Below are 16,144 nucleotides of genomic sequence, written 5' to 3'. Positions count from 1 at the left end.
GGTGAACGCCGAGGGGCGTCGGCGCGCCTGGCCGACCACCGTCGGCCGAGATGTCACCCTCGAGGAGATGAGTTCCTTGCTGAGCCGCGACACCGCCCGGACGAGACCGAGTCGGAGGCCGGTGCCGTCGCAGCCGACGCCCGAGCAGTTCCGCACCCTGCTCGGGATCGCGCTGCGCCCCACGCTGGTCGGGCTGGTGCTGATCGCCACCTGCGTGCTGGTGACCCTGGTCGCCGCGAACAGTGACCTCACCGGGACCAGCGGCGCGATCGCCGCGAGCTGGCTGGCGGTGCACCAGGTCCAGCTCACCATCGGCGGCGCCTCGCTCGGCGTGCTGCCGCTGCTGCCGACCCTGGTGATGATGTGGACGGTCGCGAGAGGTTGCGCGCGCGCCGTCACCGAATCGAGTCCGCGGCACGAACAGTGGTGGGTGATCGGTGCGGCCGTTGCCGGACCGCTGGTGGCCACCGCGATCTCGCTGGCCGTTGTCGCGGACGCGTCCTCGGTGATCGCACTGTCGCCGCCCAACGCGCTGGCCGCGTTCGGCTGGGTGTTCGCTGTGCACCTGATCGCCGCGGTCGTCGGAGTCGGCACCCGGGTGTGGCGACCGGTCGCCAGACAGTTGCGTCTGCCCCGGTGGGTTCTCGACGCCGCGCGTCCCGCCCTGCGTGCCGGCATGACCCTGCTCGCGACCGGGGCCGCGATCACCGTGGTGTCGCTGCTCGCATCCTGGTCGACCGTCGGTGACCTGCTCCAGGCCGGCGAGGGTGTGGGCGGAGCACTGGGGCTGACGGTCGTCTCGATCCTGTACCTGCCGAATGTCGTGATCGGCGCGACCGCGGTGCTGGTGGGATCCGCCGTGCACGTCGGTGCGGCCTCGGTGAGCATGTTCGAGGTGGTCGGCGGCCCGGTGCCCGCGCTGCCGCTGCTCGGAGTGCTCCCGGTGGAGCAGGTCAGCGGGTGGGCGGTCGGATTGGTGATCCCCGCGGTGCTCGGCGCGTTCCTCGGCCGCGACTGCGCCCGGCGGGCCGGCTCGGTGCTCGAGGCGGTGCAGTCCGCCCTCGTCGGGGCTGCCGCGGTCGCGGTGGTGTTCGCGGCGCTCGGGTTCGCGGCGGGCGGGAACCTCGGGACCTTCGGGACGGTCGGGGTGAACCTGGGAACCTTCGTCGGGCTGACCTTCGGATGGCTGGGGGTGTTCGGCGCCGCGACCGCCGCCCTGGTGAGCTGGCGCGGCGGTTCGCGGGACGAGCCGGCGGTGCGGCGGGCCCCGGAACCGGCGCCGCCGACCGTGACCACGACGACCGCGGCGGCGGGGATGCTGGTCCTGCCCGCCCGGATCCGGGACAAGGCGTCGACGACGGTGATCGAGGCCGAGGTGCTCGACGAGGCCGTGGTCGAGGAGTCCGCGGTCGGCAAGGCGGAGCGATCCGACGCCGAGACCGAGGGTGTGGTGGTCGATGCGGAGGTGGTCGATGCGGAGGTGGCGCAGGTCACGCCGCCGGAGGCGGACCAGGACCTGCCCGGAGGTCCCCGGACCAGCAGCGACTAGGCTTACCCAGCGGTCGGGCATGCCGGCCGCTGGCCGCAAGGAGTAGAGCGCTGACCGCCCCGCATGTCTTCCGCCCCGGATCACACAGCCCGGTCCGGGTCGTGGTCCTCGCTTCCGGTACCGGGAGCCTGTTGCAGTCACTCCTCTCCGCCGCGGTCGACGACTACCCGGCCCGCGTCGTGGCAGTCGGCGTCGATCGCGACTGCGCTGCGATCGGGCACGCCGAATCCGCGGGCATCCCGGCATTTCGGGTCGCGCTGGGTGAGTACCCCGACCGCGACGCCTGGGACCGCGCACTGACCGCCGCCGTCGACGAGCACCGGCCGGACCTGATCGTGTCCGCGGGCTTCATGAAGATCCTCGGATCCGAGTTCATGACCCGATTCGGCGGCCGCATCATCAACACCCATCCTGCGTTGCTGCCGTCGTTCCCCGGTGCCCATGCGGTGCCCGACGCGCTGGCGTACGGCGTGAAGGTGACAGGATCGACTGTGCACCTTGTGGATTCGGGTGTCGATACCGGGCCGGTGCTGGCTCAGGAGCCGGTGGTCGTGCTCGAGGACGACGACGAGTCGAGCCTGCACGAGCGCATCAAGACTGTGGAACGGCGACTGCTGGTGGACGTGATCGCCGCTGTCGCCACGCGAGGTGTTGTTTCCGACGGACGAAAGGCCGTGATCCCAAGTGACCGAACGTAAGGCGCTGCGCCGCGCTCTGGTGAGCGTGTACGACAAGACCGGCCTGGTCGAGCTGGCCTCTGGTCTGCACGCCGCGGGCGTGGAGCTGGTCTCCACCGGCTCCACCGCGGCGCGGATCGCCGAGGCGGGCATCCCCGTCACCCCGGTCGAGTCGCTCACCGGCTTCCCGGAGTGCCTCGAGGGCCGGGTCAAGACCCTGCACCCGCGCGTGCACGCCGGCGTCCTCGCCGACACCCGCAAGCCCGAGCACCTCGCCCAGCTCGAGGAACTCGGCATCGAGGCGTTCCAGCTCGTGGTCGTCAACCTGTACCCGTTCACCGCGACCGTGGCCTCGGGTGCGACGCCCGACGAGTGCGTCGAGCAGATCGACATCGGCGGACCGTCGATGGTGCGCGCGGCGGCGAAGAACCACCCGTCGGTCGCCGTGGTCGTCGACCCGGCCCGCTACGAGGACGTGCTCGCCGCGGTCGCCGAGGGCGGTTTCACCCTCGCCGAGCGCACCGCCCTCGCGGCGCAGGCGTTCCAGCACACCGCGTCCTACGACGTCGCGGTCGCGAGCTGGATGACCTCGACCCTCGTCGAGTCCGATTCGCAGTTCCCCGAGTGGGCCGGCGCCAGCTGGGACCGCTCCGCCGTGCTGCGCTACGGCGAGAACCCGCACCAGGCCGCGGCGCTCTACGTGAACCCGGCCGCGCCCGCGGGGCTGGCGCAGGCGACGCAGTTGCACGGCAAGGAGATGTCGTACAACAACTACACCGACGGTGACGCCGCGTGGCGCGCCGCGTTCGACTTCGCCGAGCCGGCCGTCGCGATCATCAAGCACGCCAACCCGTGCGGCATCGCCGTCGGCGCCGACATCGCGCAGGCGCACCGCAAGGCGCACGCCTGCGATCCGGTCAGCGCGTTCGGCGGCGTCATCGCGGCCAACCGCGAGATCACGGTCGAGATGGCCGAGCAGGTCGCGGAGATCTTCACCGAGGTCGTCATCGCCCCGTCGTACGCGCCCGGCGCCGTCGAGGTGCTGGCCCGGAAGAAGAACGTGCGCGTGCTGGAGGCGGTCGCGCCCACCGAGGCCGGCATCGAGCTGCGGCCGATCTCCGGCGGCGCGCTGCTGCAGGAGCGGGACGTGCTCGACGCCGAGGGCGACAACCCGGCGAACTGGACCCTCGCCGTCGGCGAGCCCGCCGATGCGAAGACCCTCGCGGATCTCGAGTTCGCTTGGCGCGCATGCCGTTCGGTGAAGTCCAACGCGATCCTGCTGGCCAGCGACGGCGCCTCGGTCGGCGTGGGCATGGGGCAGGTCAACCGGGTCGACTCCGCGCACCTCGCGGTCACCCGCGCCGGTGACCGCGTCGCCGGGTCGGTCGGGGCCTCGGACGCGTTCTTCCCGTTCCCGGACGGTCTGCAGGTGCTCGCGAACGCGGGCGTCAAGGCCGTCGTGCAGCCGGGTGGCTCGGTCCGCGACAACGAGGTCATCGAGGCGGCCCGCGAGGCCGGCATCACGATGTACCTGACCGGAGCCCGTCACTTCGCGCACTGACACCGGACTCGACGCACGAGAGGCGTGCACCCTGCGGGGTGTGCGCCTCTCGTGCGTTCAGGCCGCGTTGCCGGATATGACGATGCGGGCGGCGCCGCGGTCGAGCAGTGCGCGGGCGAGGTCGTTCGCGGCCGCGCGCTGGGCGGCGTCGGTGTGCGAGAGGTCGAGCGTGATCGCGTGACCGGTCAGGTCGGCGGGCAGGTCGGCGAGCGGCGGGGCCGCGGCCAGTTGGCTGATCCGAAGCTTCATGGTGAACTCCTCGTTCGGTACTACTCGAGTGTGTCCGAGTTGTATGTGCGGAAGGTTTCCGCGCGGGGTTGTCCGGGTAAAAGAAAAGGCACCCGGGCTGGTGCCCTGGGTGCCGAGAACTGATCCGGTGATCCGGTCGTCAGGATCGTTCTCGGGGGACACGCTTGGACGAAAGGAAGCAACGCCACGCTGCTACGTGTACGGCTACGTGCACGGACATCGACATGATCGGCTTCCTTTCGGCTCGGGCGGGCTTGGTTAGGCGAGAACGGTACAGCACGATCGGGCGGACCGCACATCGATATTGCGGCCGCGGCGGGCTAGAGCCCGGCGAGCCAGGACTTGAAGCCGGTGGTGAATTCGGCGGAGAACGGCAGGTCCTCGACGTAGTCGGCGCCGGTGGAGGTCCGCTCGCCGATCTCCTTGAGCACATGGTTGGCCGTGGTCAACCGCACCGAGGTCAGTGCCGATGCGCCGAGCGCGGCGTCCAGGGCGGCGACGTCGTCGCAGTCCACCTGGATGTCGCGGGCGGAGCAGCTGGTCAGCACGGGCAGCCCGGCCGGGAGCTGGGCGGCCAGCACCCGCGGGTCCAGGGCGTCCTCCTCGGCGAGCGCCTTCGCGTTGACGGGCACGAAGCCGGCCATCCGCAGCGGATCGGGGAGGTCGTCGCTCAGGGTGGCATCGGCACGCAGCGACTCGACCGCGTCGGCGAGGGCGGTGCGCAGTTCGTCGGCGAGCTCGAGCGGCAGCTGTCCGGCCCCCAGCGCGGCGTCCACCTGGGCATGGATCTGCCGGGTCAGCAGGTCGAGCAGCCGGACGGCCAGCGGCTCGAGCAGGCCGAGTCCCACGAGTGCCGGTGTGCCCTCGCGCACGGCCAGCGCCATCGCGACGAGGGCGCCCTCGCTGTGCCCGATCACCAGCAGTCGATCCGCGTCGATATCCGGCTGTGCAGCAAGGTTTTTCAGCGCGTCGGCGGCGGCGTCGACGAAGACGGAGAAGCCGAGCCCGGCCACGTCCTCGACCGCGTACGGCCCGAGCCCCGTCTCCCCGCTGCCCAGCTTGTCGTAGCGCAGGCTCGCGATGCCGGCGCCGGCGAGCGTGTCCGCGAGAAATCGCAGGGTGCCGATCGACCCGGGCAGCACCGCGCTGTCCCCGTTGCGGTCGGTGGGGCCGCTGCCGGCGAGGAGCAGAGCCGCGGGCACCGGGCCCGACACGCCGTCGGGGACCCGCAGGCTGCCGTGCAGGGTGACGTCGCCGCTGGCAAAGGTGATCTCGGTGTCGGCCATGGCCCACTGTCTACCAGAGCGGTGGGCGGCTGCGGGACATGGATGTGGTCGCAGCGCGGGCCGCGGTCCGTGCCGCGCTGAACGCGAGTGCGGTCGGCGCGCCGACGATGATGCCGGCGATGGCCGACGGGTCGAGGTGGGTGAAGGCCGCGCCCGCCGCGATTGCGGCCGCGGTCGGCCGGGAGACGGTTCCGAACACCCCAGTGCGTTGTCCACCAACGGGATCAGGTCGGCGAGTAGCTCGGCGGCGGTGGCGATCCCGAGGGCGATCAGTGCGACCGTCGAGCCGGCCCACGCGAAGGTGTCGCCGAGGAGACGCCGAACAGGTCGAAAGGTGCGGCCGCGCTGAGCGTCAGCGGCGGCGGTGTGTTTAGGGGGACGAACCAACGCTGACATCCGCATCCATCCGGAGGACGATCGAATGCGACGTGACTCTTCGTGAGGTGGCTGAGATGGCTGAAACATCGACAACGTCAACGGGAGAACGGGTAGACGAGAGTTCCGTCGAACAGGGCGGCTATCACCAGGAGCTGAAACGGACGCTCGGTTCCTTTCAGGTGTTCGCGATCTCGTTCGCGTTCATCTCGGTGGCGGTCGGCATCTTCGGGACCTACGACGACGTGCTGCGCAGCGCGGGTCCGGTCGGGATCTGGCTCTGGGTAGTCGTCGCGGTCGGACAGATCCTGGTGGCGCTGGTGTACGCGCAGTTCGCGGCCCGCATCCCCCTCAGCGGCTCCACCTACCAGTGGGCCTCGCGGCTGGCCAACCCGAAGATCGGCTGGGGGTTCGGGTGGCTGACCGTCTGCTACCTGTCGCTCGGCGTCGTCGCGGTCGACAACGCCCTGGCCAGCCAGGCCTTCATGCCGCTGTTCGGCATCGCGGAGGACGAGGGGACCGCGCGCCTGATCACGCTGGCGATGGTGGTCGTCCAGGCCCTGCTGGTCGTGTTCTCGACGCGCATCGTTGCGATGATCAACGCGAGCGCGGTGGGGCTCGAACTGGCGATCGTCGTGGTACTGGCGATCGCGCTCATCGTGGCGGTGGTGGTGACCGGTAACGGGTCGGTCGACAACCTCACCTCGCGCGGTGTCGCCGAGAACGCGCCCGACTACTTCGCGATCGGTGGCGGTGTGATGGGCGCCATGATCATGGGCCTGGCCACGCTGGTCGGCTTCGACGCCGCGGCGAATCTGGCCGAGGAGGCCAAGGATCCGTTCCGCAGCGTCCCGCGCGCGATCGTGGGATCGGTCGTGGCGGCCTCGCTACTGGGGTTTCTGTTCCTGATCGCGCTCACGGTCGCCCTCGACGACATCCCGCGGATCAGCGCCAGCGAGTCGGCGGTCGCGGCGATCATGCGCGATCAGCTCGGTCCGGTCGTGGAGCGGGTGCTGCTCGTCGCGATCACCTTCGCCTTCTTCGGCGCGGGCATGGTGACGATGGCCGCGTGCTCGCGGATCGTCTTCGCGATGTCGCGCGACTCGCGCTTTCCCGCGTCCCGGCTGATGCGACGGATCAACCCGCGCACGCAGACGCCGGTCCCGGCGACGATCCTGATCTGTGTTGTCGGGGTCGTGCTGATGCTCGCGTTGCCGGGGTCAGCGCTGTTGGAACTGATCGTCGCGGGGACGATCCTCACCGTCATCGTCTACGGTGCGACGGTCGTCCTCTACCTGGCGGTGCGCGGGCGGCTGGACCGCAAGGAGGGCGCGTTCAACCTCGGGCGTTTCGAGCTGCCGGTGGCGGTCGGCGCTCTGGTGTGGATGGTGGTCGTGCTGTTCGTGGTGGTCTCTCCCGCGGACGCGCGCGTACCCGTCGTGCTCGTGGCCGGCGTGGTCGTCGTGGGGGGATTGTTCTTCCTCTGGCTGCTCAGATTCCGTCGCGAGGTGCTCGAGACCGAGCCGGGGGACGTCAGTCTCTACCACCGTTGATCGCGAGGTGAACCGATGACTGCCACCACCGTCGAGCTGACGGGAGAGGTGGTGCGTGCGGGCGATCCCGCCTACGAGGCGGCGCGGATCGGCTGGAATCGCTTCTACTCCCGCTATCCCGAGGCGATCGTGTTCTGCCGCGACACCCAGGACGTCGTCAACGCCGTCCGGTGGGCGCGCAAGGAGGGCATCGCACTGCGCGCCCGCAGCGGACGCCACAGCCTCGACGGCTGGTCCTCTGTCGATGGCGGCCTGGTCGTCGACGTCAGCCGGATGAAGGGCCTCGCGATCGACGAGGGGGCGCGGACCGCGACGGTCGGGACGGGGCTGACCCAGCGGGAGACTGTCGCGGCGCTCGGGGAGCGCGGATTCGTCGTTCCGACGGGCTCGGAAGGGGGAGTCGGCCTCGGTGGTGTGGTGCTCGGCGGAGGTTTCGGGCTGCTCACCCGCAGCCTGGGCATGGCCTGTGACAACCTGCTCGCCGCCGAGGTGGTGGTGCCCGACGGCGCGTGCTCGGCGAAGGTGGTCGAGGCCACCGGGCGCAGTAACCCCGACCTGCTGTGGGCGTGCCGCGGTGGTGGTGGCGGCAACTTCGGGATCGCGACCTCCTTCACGTTGACGCTGCACGAGCTCCGTGACGTCGAATTCCTGATCGCCAGGTGGGCCGGACACGAAAACCTGGGCGCCCTGTTGCGCGCCTGGCAGCGCGACGCACCGGTCGCTGACGAGCGTCTGACCAGCGCGCTCGAGGTCGATGCCGGTGCGGTCGAACTCACCGCGCTGCTGCACGGCGGCACGCGCCGACTGCTGGTCGACGAGTTGTCCACGCTGCTGGCGATCGGCGCGCCCGAGGTGACATTCGTGGACGGCGCCTGGCCGGCCGTGTACGGCAGTGTCGACAGGGGTCCGCAGGACGTTGCCTTCTGGAAGTTCCACTCCCAGTTCGTCACCCGGTCTTTCCCCGACGAAGCGATCGATCTGGTCCTCCGCCGCATGGGCGACGCGCCCAGCCCGTGGAGCAACTTCTTCTGCTCGAGCTTCGGTGGGGCGGTGCGGCATGCCCCGCCCGGAGGATCGGCTTTCTCGCACCGGGAGGCGCTGTTCTACTGCGAGCCGGGAGCGGCCTGGAACGACCCCGCGTCGAACTCGACGGCACTGGGTTGGGCGGCCGACTTCTGGCGGGCGTTGCGCCCGTATGGCGACGGTGCCTACGTCAACGTGCCCAACGCCGCCGCGTCGGACTGGGAGCGCGAGTACTACGGCTCCCACCGCGCTCGGCTGCGCCGGATCAAGGCCGCATTCGACCCGGAGAATGTGTTCAGCTTCGAGCAGAGCGTTCCACCCGCTGCCGTCTGATCCGGGACGCTGACGCCAACGGTGTCGTCACCCTCGCGCGCACCATTCACGGACTGGGCGTCGCCTCCGTCGGGGTCGCGGGCAGCGGTCGGACCCTCGGGTCGCCCGCGTCGGCGAAGTAGTCGCCCTTGATCGTCGCGTCCACACCCTCGGGCGCCTTGACCGCCCGCAGTACCAGCGTCGCCGCCACCGCGACCACGATGTTCACGACGAACGCGGTGAGCGCGATGTACCCCATCTGGGCGATGCCGGGGATCGAGGCGAGTGAACCGGCGAAGTGGGGGGTGGTCGCCGACGAGACGTTGTAGGCGGCGACCGTGCCGTAGACCATCGCGACCGCCCAGCCGGCGAGCAGGGCCCAGCGATGGAACCAGCGGGTGTAGAGGCCGAACACGATGGCGGGGAAGGTCTGCAGGATCCAGATGCCGCCGAGCAGCTGGAAGTTGATCGCGTTCTGCTTGTCCAGGGTCAGCACGAACACCAGGGCCACGAACTTGACGAACAGCGAGACGAGCTTGCTGACCTTCGCCTCCTGCGCCGGGGTGGCGGCCGGGCGGAACCACTCCCGGTACACGTTGCGGGTGAACAAGTTCGCCGCCGCGATGGACATGATCGCGGCGGGCACCAGTGCGCCGATCGCGATCGCCGAGAACGCGACACCGGCGAACCACGACGGGAAGGCGTCCTCGAACAGCTGGGGAATCACCAGCTGGGCGTTGGGTTTTCCGTCGAGGCCGATCGGCTTGGTGCCGGCGGCGATCGCCACCCAGCCCAGCAGGGCCAGCATGCCGAGCAGGAAACTGTATGCGGGCAGGATCGTCGCGTTGCGTCGAATGGTGTTGCGGGACTTGGAGGACAGCGTCGCCGTCACCGAGTGCGGGTACATGAACAGGGCCAGTGCGGAGCCGAGTGCGAGGGTGGCGTACGCCCAGTACTGCTGGCTGTTCGGGATGAACGAGCCGGTCGGCTTGCCGGTGGCCGGACTCGGGGTCTCCATCTTCGTCTGGGCCGCGTCGAAGATGTGCGTCCAGCCGCCGAACCTGGACGGCAGGTAGATGATCGCCACGATGATCACCAGGTAGATCAGGGTGTCCTTGACGAACGCGATGATCGCCGGTGCCCGCAGACCCGACGAGTAGGTGTAGGCGGCCAGCACGGCGAAGGCGATCAGCAGCGGTAGGTCCCGCGCGATGACGTTCTCCGAGCCGCCGAGGCCGATCACCTCGAGCACCGCCTGGATGCCGACGAGTTGCAGTGCGATGTACGGCATCGTCGCGAGGATTCCGGTCAGCGCCATCGCCAGCGAGAGCCACCTGGACCCGTAGCGGCCCCCGACGAAGTCCGCGGTGGTGACGTACCCGTGCCGGTGGCTGACCGACCACAGCCGCGACATGAACACGAAGATGATCGGGTACAGGATGATCGTGTACGGGACGGCGAAGAAGCCGCTCACCGACCCGAGCGCGAACATCGCGGCGGGCACCGCGATGAACGTGTACGCGGTGTAGATGTCGCCGCCGATGAGGAACCACGTCACCCAGGTGCCGAAACTGCGCCCGCCCAGGCCCCATTCGTCGAGGCTCTCCAGACTCGACGCGCGGCGCCATCGCGATGCGAGGAAACCGAGCACGGTGACCAACGCGAACAGGGCGATCAGCACCGCGAGTGCGACCCCGTCGACGCCGTCGGATCCGCTCGCGGCGAGCACGTCGGGCCCGCTCACCGGTCGGCCTCGTCCGTGTCCTCGGGGCGGGACATGGGTCGGTGCGGGCGGGCCTTGAGCACGAGCTTGTAGGCCGCGAAGGTCGCGCCGGCGCAGAGGAACACCCACGCGAACTGGTACCAGAAGAAGAACGGGAACCCGCCCAGTCGTGGCTCGTTCCGGGCGTAGAACGGCACCCAGAGGATCGCCACGATCGGAATCAGGAGCAGCACGCCCGCCACGGCCAACAGGCCCCGGTTCGCGTGCGGTGCGGTGGTGTCGTCCGTGTCCGTGTCCGTCACGTCGGTGTCTCCGTATCCTCGGGCGGTCCTCCCCGCCGGGAAAGCTACTCGCCGCGCACGCTGGCCGCCCGACTATCGGAGTCTCGAATCGGCAACGCGGTACGCGGCCGATTTGCCTGTCTCGGGTGCCGAATCCGCCGAACACTCGTAGCGTTGGTGAGGTGACTGTCGCCAATCCCGAACCCCGCCCGCGCACACTCGGTGAGCTGCGCGCGTCCGGACACGTGCAGCGCCCGGTCAAGGACGAGATCCGCGAGAACCTGCTCGGCGCCCTGCGCGACGGCCGTGACCCGTGGCCCGGCATCGTCGGGTTCGGCGAGACCGTGTTGCCGCAGCTCGAGCGGGCCCTGATCGCCGGCCACGACGTGGTGCTGCTCGGTGAGCGCGGCCAGGGCAAGACCCGACTGCTGCGGACCCTCCCGCTGCTGCTCGACGAGTGGACGCCGGTGATCGAGGGTTCGGAACTGGGCGAGCACCCGTACGAGCCGATCACCCCCGCCTCGATCCGCCGGGCGGCCGAGCTGGGCGACGCGCTGCCGGTCGCGTGGCGGCACCGGAGCGAGCGGTACGCCGAGAAGCTCGCGACCCCGGACACCTCGGTGGCCGACCTGGTCGGCGACGTCGACCCGGTCAAGGTCGCCGAGGGACGCAGCCTCGGTGATCCGGAGACCATCCACTTCGGTCTGGTCCCGCGCGCGCACCGGGGCATCGTCGCGGTAAACGAGCTGCCCGACCTGGCCGAGCGGATCCAGGTGTCGCTGCTGAACGTCATGGAGGAACGCGACATCCAGGTCCGCGGCTACACGCTGAGGCTTCCGCTGGACGTGTTGCTGGTGGCCAGCGCCAACCCGGAGGACTACACGAACCGCGGCCGGATCATCACCCCGCTCAAGGATCGTTTCGGGGCGGAGATCCGGACCCACTATCCGAGCGAGCTGGCGGACGAGGTCGCGGTGATCGAGCAGGAAGCGCAGTTGCGGGCCGAGGTGCCGGACCACCTACTCGAGATCCTGGCGCGGTTCACCCGGCTGCTTCGCGAGTCGCCGTCGGTGGACCAGCGGTCCGGGGTGTCGGCGCGGTTCGCGGTGGCCGCCGCGGAGACGGTGGGCGCGGCGGCGGTACATCGGGGGGCGGTGCTCGGCGAGGCCGATCCGACCGCGCGACCGGTGGACCTCGGCACCGTCGTCGAGGTGCTGCGCGGCAAGATCGAGTTCGAGTCCGGTGAGGAGGGGCGCGAGCTCGAGGTGCTCGAGCACCTGCTGCGCCGGGCGACCGCGGACACCGTGCGCGAGCGGCTCGGCGGTCTGGACCTGGCGCCGCTGGTGGCGGCGATCGAGTCCGGCTCGCCGGTGGTCACGGGCGAGCGGGTCGCGGCGAAGGACCTGCTCGGCGAGCTGCCGGAGTTGGCGGTGTTCGACGCGCTGGCCGATCGGCTCGGCGCCGAGACCGTGGGGGCGCGGGCCTCGGCGGTCGAGTTGGCGCTCGAGGGCCTGTACCTGGCGCGCCGGATCGCCAAGGATCCCGACGACGACGGGCAGCTGGTGTACAGCTGATGTACCAGCGGTACGGTCCCTACCACGGCGGCGACGACCCGTTGGCGCCACCGCTCGACCTGCGCGACGCGTTGGACGCGATCGGTAACGACGTGCTCGAGGGTTCGTCGCCGCGCCGGGCGCTGCGCGAACTGCTGCGCCGCGGCACCGACCGCACCCGCGGGCTCGACGAACTGGCGGCGCAGGCGAACCGGCGCAGACGAGAGTTGCTGGAACGCAACAATCTCGGGGGCACGCTCGAGGAGGTTCGGGAGCTGCTCGACCGTGCGGTGCTCGCCGAGCGCAAGGAACTGGCCCGGGCGCTCGACGACGACGCGCGGTTCGCGGAGTTGCAGCTGGGCGAGTTGCCGCCGTCCACCGCGCAGGCGGTACGGGACCTGTCCGAGTACGACTGGCGCAGCCCGCAGGCCCGCGAGGACTACGAGAAGATCCGCGACCTGCTCGGCCGGGAACTGCTCGACGAACGCTTCGCGGGCATGAAGGAGGCGCTCGAGAACGCCACGCCGGAGGACCGCGCCCGCGTGGACGAGATGCTGCGCGACCTGAATGACCTGTTGGACAAGCACTCTCGCGGCGAGGACACGGACGAGGACTTCGCTGAGTTCATGGACAAGCACGGCGAGTTCTTCCCGGAGAACCCACGGGACACCGAGGAGCTGCTCGACGCGCTGGCCCGCCGGGCGGCCGCCGCGCAGCGACTGCGGAACTCGCTGACGCCCGAGCAGCGCGCGGAACTGGATGCGTTGGCGCAGCAGGCGTTCGGCAGCCCCAGCCTGATGCAGCAGCTGGACCGGTTGGACGCGAACCTGCGCGCGGCGCGGCCGGGGGAGAACTGGGACGGCAGTGAACGCTTCCGCGGCGACGACCCGATGGGGCTCGGCGAGGGCACGGCCGCGCTCGCGGACATAGCGGAGCTCGAGCAGTTGGCGGAGCAACTGTCCCAGGAGTACGCCGGCGCGCAGCTCGACGACATCGACCCCGAGGCGCTGCTGCGTCAGCTCGGCGAGGAGGCTGCGGCCGACGCCCGCACCCTGGCCGATCTCGAACGGGCACTGCAGCAGCAGGGCTTTCTCGACCGCGGGGCGGACGGTCAGTGGCGACTGTCGCCCAAGGCGATGCGCCAGCTCGGGCAGTCCGCGCTACGCGATGTGGCGCAGCGACTCTCGGGTCGACGCGGCGAGCGGGACACCCAGCGCGCGGGTGCGATGGGCGAACCGACCGGGTCGAGCCGCTCCTGGGAGTTCGGCGACACCGAACCGTGGGACGTGACCCGGACCGTCACCAACGCGGTGCTGCGCGCGGCATCGGCGGGGCTGGTGGAACCGGATCGTGGTCGCCCCGCGGGCTCCGCTCCTGCTCATGGTCGCTCCGCAGGCTCCGCTCCTGCTCATGGTCGCTCCGCAGGCTCCGCTCCTGCTCATGGTCGCTCCGCAGGCTCCGCTCCTGCCGTCCGGCTGCAGGTCTCCGACGTCGAGATCGTCGAGACCGAGCAGCGTGCGCAGGCGGCGGTCGCGCTGCTGGTGGACACCTCGTTCTCGATGGTGATGGACGGCCGCTGGGTGCCGATGAAGCGCACGGCGCTGGCACTCAACCACCTGATCACCACCCGGTTCCGCGGCGACGACCTGCAGCTGATCGGCTTCGGCCGGCTCGCGCAGCAGCTGAGTCCGGCCGAACTGGCGGGACTGGACGGCGCCTGGGACCAGGGCACCAACCTGCACCACGCGCTGCTGCTGGCGGGCAGGCACCTGCGTGGCAACCCGAACGCGCAACCGGTGGTTCTCATCGTCACGGACGGTGAGCCGACCGCGCACCTCGAACCCGACGGGCACGCATTCTTCGACTACCCGCCGCATCCGAAGACGTTGGGGCTCACCGTCCGTGAGCTCGACAACCTGGCGAAGCTGGGTGCGCAGGTGACCATCTTCCGGCTCGGCGACGACCCCGGGCTGGCCCGCGTGGTGGACCGGATGGCGCAGCGGGTCGGCGGCCGGGTGGTGGCGCCGGAACTCGACGGCTTGGGGGCGGCAGTCGTCAGCGACTACATGCGGTTGCGGCGCAGGCGCTGACGGTCGCGAGGGAGGGCGCAGGGCGGGGGCGGTCAGGCGAGCGTCCACGCCGCGAGGCCGATCGCGGGGATCGAGGCCAGCGTGGTGACGAGGGCGCAGTCGCGGGCCAGCACCACGCCGCGCTGGTAGCGGCTGGCATAGACGAACACGTTCTGGGCGGTCGGCAGCGCGGACACCACGACGACGGCGAACAGTTCGTGTCCCTCGAGGCCGAGCAGGAAGCGGCCCATCAGATACGCCAGGACCGGCTGCACCCCGATCTTGAGCACGGAGGCGAGCGCGATCTCGCGGCGCGGGCTCAGTCCGCGTTGCAGCACCCGCACGCCGTAGAGCGAGATCCCGAACGCCAGCAGTGCGCCCGGCACCGATGCGCCGCCGATGATGTGGAACGGCTGGACGAGCGCTTCCGGCGGCGTCCACCCGGACAGCGAGACGGCGAGGCCGGCGATCCCGGCGACGACGATGGGGTTCTTGAACGGGGTCGTGACGGTCTCGGCCAGCGAGGCGCCGCGCCGGGTCGTCGCCAGGTCGAGCGCGGTCAGCGCGATGGGGGAGTAGACGACGATCTGGAACAACAGCAACGGTGCCACGAAGGACGCATCGCCGAGCACGAACACGGAGATCGGGATCCCGAGGTTCGCGGAGTTGACGTAGCTGGCGGCGAGCGCACCGATCGTCGCTTCCGGCAGGGGCTTGCGCAGCCAGCCCATCGCGACCGCCAGGTAGATGCCGCCCACCACGAACGCCGTCGCGGCCGCGACCGCGAGGGTCGGCGAGAAGATAACCGCGAGGTCCGAGGTGGCGAGGGTGTCGAACAGGAGCGCGGGAGTGGCGACGAAGAACACCAGTCGGCTGAGCACGAACTCGCCGTGCTCGCCGAGCACCCGGGATCGGCCCAGTGCATAGCCGATCGTGATCACCACGAAGATCACGGTGAAGCCCGCGAACACACCCGACACCCGCGAACCTCCTAGAGAACAACCCCGGAGAGTCTAGTGGGTAGCGGTGCGAACGAATTCGCCGCGCGCCGCCTTGCCGCCGTGCCCGGTGGCACTCAGGATGGCTTCATGGCGAACTCCGGCGCGTCCGCGCGACGAGTCTTCTCGGTCGCGGCGGTCCTGCTCCTCGGCGGCGCGGGCTGCGCGACCGACACCGGCGGTACGGCGTTGCCTGCGCCCGGCGTGCCGTCCGCCCCGGCCGGCCGGGCGTCGACCACCGCCACGGAAACCACCGCGGCCACCGCGGCACCGGCGGCGTACACCGCGACCAGCATGCGGGTGTCGGGCGACAACGGTCGCGTCCGCTACGACGTGGTACTGCCGCAGGTCGCGGGCGGCGACCCCGCCGTCACGGGCGAGTTCAACGAGTCCATGCGCGCGGCGCTGCAGGACCAGATCGACGGTTCGCCGGGCGAGCGGTTCACCCTCGACGGCCGCAACGAGTCGGCGGTCGCACGCATCGGTAACCGAGTGCTGGCGGGCCTGCTGGTCACGTCGTGGAACGCCGACCCACCCGGCGCGCACCCGACGCCGCTGGTGGCGACGGTGGTGATCGACGGGGACAACGCCCAGCCGATCACTCTCGGCGCGCTGTTCCCCGACCTGCCCGCGGGGCTGCGGCGACTGTCGGACGAGTCGGCCCGGTTGCTGCCCGCCACCGCCGTCGGCGCGGGCTTCGACCGGTCGGGCATCGAGCCGACGGAGGCCAACTTCGCGAACTGGCTCCCGACGCCCGCGGGTATGGAGATCCACTTCGCCGACTACCAGGTCGGCCCGCACGCAGCCGGGCTGGTCGTGGTCACGGTGCCGTGGGACCGGCTCGACGACGTGATCGCGCCGGCTGTGCGGGACGTGGTCAGCGGCTGAGGGTGCCGGAAGAGCCCGCGACGCAGAAAGGCCGCGCAGTCCCGGGG

The 16,144-nt window shown here is 70.7% G+C and carries 13 protein-coding genes and 2 pseudogenes; 9 read left to right on the top strand and 6 right to left on the bottom strand.

Going from position 1 to position 16,144, the window contains the following annotated elements:
* The first annotated feature begins 1 nt into the window (after position 1).
* The 3 genes from ACFXGJ_RS19950 to purH are packed head-to-tail and all read left to right on the top strand — an operon-like array spanning position 2 to position 3,787.
* Complete coding sequence (locus ACFXGJ_RS19950; protein WP_378623653.1) at positions 2-1,549, top strand: DUF6350 family protein; 1,548 nt, start codon at positions 2-4, stop codon at positions 1,547-1,549.
* A gap of 29 nt (positions 1,550-1,578) precedes the next feature.
* Complete coding sequence (gene purN / locus ACFXGJ_RS19945; RefSeq protein WP_378623656.1) at positions 1,579-2,247, top strand: phosphoribosylglycinamide formyltransferase; 669 nt, start codon at positions 1,579-1,581, stop codon at positions 2,245-2,247.
* Positions 2,234-3,787, top strand: a complete 1,554-nt coding sequence (purH, locus tag ACFXGJ_RS19940; protein WP_378623651.1) for a bifunctional phosphoribosylaminoimidazolecarboxamide formyltransferase/IMP cyclohydrolase — start codon at positions 2,234-2,236, stop codon at positions 3,785-3,787. Before purN ends, purH begins: the two co-directional genes overlap by 14 nt.
* 57 nt (positions 3,788-3,844) lie before the next feature.
* Here purH and ACFXGJ_RS19935 read toward each other — a convergent pair whose 3' ends face one another.
* From ACFXGJ_RS19935 to ACFXGJ_RS19925, 3 genes are all read right to left on the bottom strand, one after another.
* Positions 3,845-4,036 carry a hypothetical protein gene (locus ACFXGJ_RS19935; protein ID WP_378623648.1) on the bottom strand — a complete coding sequence of 64 codons (192 nt, stop codon included), beginning with the start codon at positions 4,034-4,036 and terminating at the stop codon, positions 3,845-3,847.
* A gap of 320 nt (positions 4,037-4,356) precedes the next feature.
* A complete protein-coding gene (locus ACFXGJ_RS19930) occupies positions 4,357-5,322 on the bottom strand; it encodes an alpha/beta fold hydrolase (protein WP_378623646.1) in 966 nt (321 codons plus the stop codon).
* 10 nt (positions 5,323-5,332) lie between these two features.
* On the bottom strand, positions 5,333-5,521 hold the full coding sequence (locus ACFXGJ_RS19925) for a hypothetical protein (RefSeq protein WP_378623643.1): 189 nt from the start codon (positions 5,519-5,521) through the stop codon (positions 5,333-5,335).
* Positions 5,522-5,774: 253 nt separating this feature from the next.
* On the opposite strand from ACFXGJ_RS19925, the gene ACFXGJ_RS19920 reads away from it, so the two are divergent.
* Together ACFXGJ_RS19920 and ACFXGJ_RS19915 are read left to right on the top strand one after the other, a co-directional pair.
* Positions 5,775-7,250, top strand: a complete 1,476-nt coding sequence (locus ACFXGJ_RS19920; RefSeq protein ID WP_378623640.1) for an APC family permease — start codon at positions 5,775-5,777, stop codon at positions 7,248-7,250.
* 15 nt (positions 7,251-7,265) lie between these two features.
* The gene (locus tag ACFXGJ_RS19915) at positions 7,266-8,606 is read left to right on the top strand and encodes an FAD-binding oxidoreductase (protein WP_378623637.1); all 1,341 of its coding nucleotides are present in this window, start codon (positions 7,266-7,268) and stop codon (positions 8,604-8,606) included.
* Between the two features lie 46 nt (positions 8,607-8,652).
* Here the strand turns inward: ACFXGJ_RS19915 and mctP are convergent, their stop codons facing one another.
* Together mctP and ACFXGJ_RS19905 are read right to left on the bottom strand one after the other, a co-directional pair.
* Entirely contained in the window at positions 8,653-10,329 is a 1,677-nt protein-coding gene (gene mctP / locus ACFXGJ_RS19910) for a monocarboxylate uptake permease MctP (RefSeq protein WP_378623634.1), read from the bottom strand.
* The gene (locus ACFXGJ_RS19905) at positions 10,326-10,610 is read right to left on the bottom strand and encodes a DUF3311 domain-containing protein (RefSeq protein WP_378623631.1); all 285 of its coding nucleotides are present in this window, start codon (positions 10,608-10,610) and stop codon (positions 10,326-10,328) included. The genes mctP and ACFXGJ_RS19905 overlap by 4 nt, the downstream gene beginning before the upstream one ends.
* Before the next feature lie 161 nt (positions 10,611-10,771).
* On the opposite strand from ACFXGJ_RS19905, the gene ACFXGJ_RS19900 reads away from it, so the two are divergent.
* The 3 genes and pseudogenes from ACFXGJ_RS19900 to ACFXGJ_RS19890 form a co-directional block, all read left to right on the top strand.
* Positions 10,772-12,163, top strand: a complete 1,392-nt coding sequence (locus tag ACFXGJ_RS19900; protein WP_378623628.1) for a sigma 54-interacting transcriptional regulator — start codon at positions 10,772-10,774, stop codon at positions 12,161-12,163.
* A pseudogene (locus ACFXGJ_RS19895) lies at positions 12,163-13,473 on the top strand (hypothetical protein); the annotation flags it as partial. The gene ACFXGJ_RS19900 and the pseudogene ACFXGJ_RS19895, both read left to right, overlap by 1 nt.
* Before the next feature lie 138 nt (positions 13,474-13,611).
* A pseudogene (locus ACFXGJ_RS19890) lies at positions 13,612-14,232 on the top strand (hypothetical protein); the annotation flags it as partial.
* Positions 14,233-14,264: 32 nt separating this feature from the next.
* On the opposite strand, the gene ACFXGJ_RS19885 reads toward ACFXGJ_RS19890, so the two are convergent.
* Positions 14,265-15,191 carry an AEC family transporter gene (locus ACFXGJ_RS19885; protein WP_378623625.1) on the bottom strand — a complete coding sequence of 309 codons (927 nt, stop codon included), beginning with the start codon at positions 15,189-15,191 and terminating at the stop codon, positions 14,265-14,267.
* Between the two features lie 108 nt (positions 15,192-15,299).
* On the opposite strand from ACFXGJ_RS19885, the gene ACFXGJ_RS19880 reads away from it, so the two are divergent.
* Positions 15,300-16,097: an RsiV family protein gene (locus ACFXGJ_RS19880; protein WP_378623623.1), complete on the top strand. Its 798-nt coding sequence runs from the start codon at positions 15,300-15,302 to the stop codon at positions 16,095-16,097.
* Positions 16,098-16,144 lie beyond the last annotated feature (47 nt).

Source organism: Rhodococcus sp. NPDC059234, assembly GCF_042754225.1.
In the GTDB taxonomy this organism is placed as follows: domain Bacteria; phylum Actinomycetota; class Actinomycetes; order Mycobacteriales; family Mycobacteriaceae; genus Rhodococcus_G.
Note: the sequence above shows the minus strand (reverse complement) of the source record. Positions and strands in the feature narration are given on the sequence as shown.

Excerpts from the sequence above, each read along its gene's own strand:
- ACFXGJ_RS19920 (WP_378623640.1), top strand. The coding sequence starts at position 5,775 with ATGGCTGAAACATCGACAACGTCAACGGGAGAACGGGTAGACGAGAGT.
- ACFXGJ_RS19915 (WP_378623637.1), top strand. The coding sequence starts at position 7,266 with ATGACTGCCACCACCGTCGAGCTGACGGGAGAGGTGGTGCGTGCGGGC.
- ACFXGJ_RS19930 (WP_378623646.1), bottom strand. The coding sequence starts at position 5,322 with ATGGCCGACACCGAGATCACCTTTGCCAGCGGCGACGTCACCCTGCAC.
- ACFXGJ_RS19880 (WP_378623623.1), top strand. The coding sequence starts at position 15,300 with ATGGCGAACTCCGGCGCGTCCGCGCGACGAGTCTTCTCGGTCGCGGCG.
- ACFXGJ_RS19935 (WP_378623648.1), bottom strand. The coding sequence starts at position 4,036 with ATGAAGCTTCGGATCAGCCAACTGGCCGCGGCCCCGCCGCTCGCCGAC.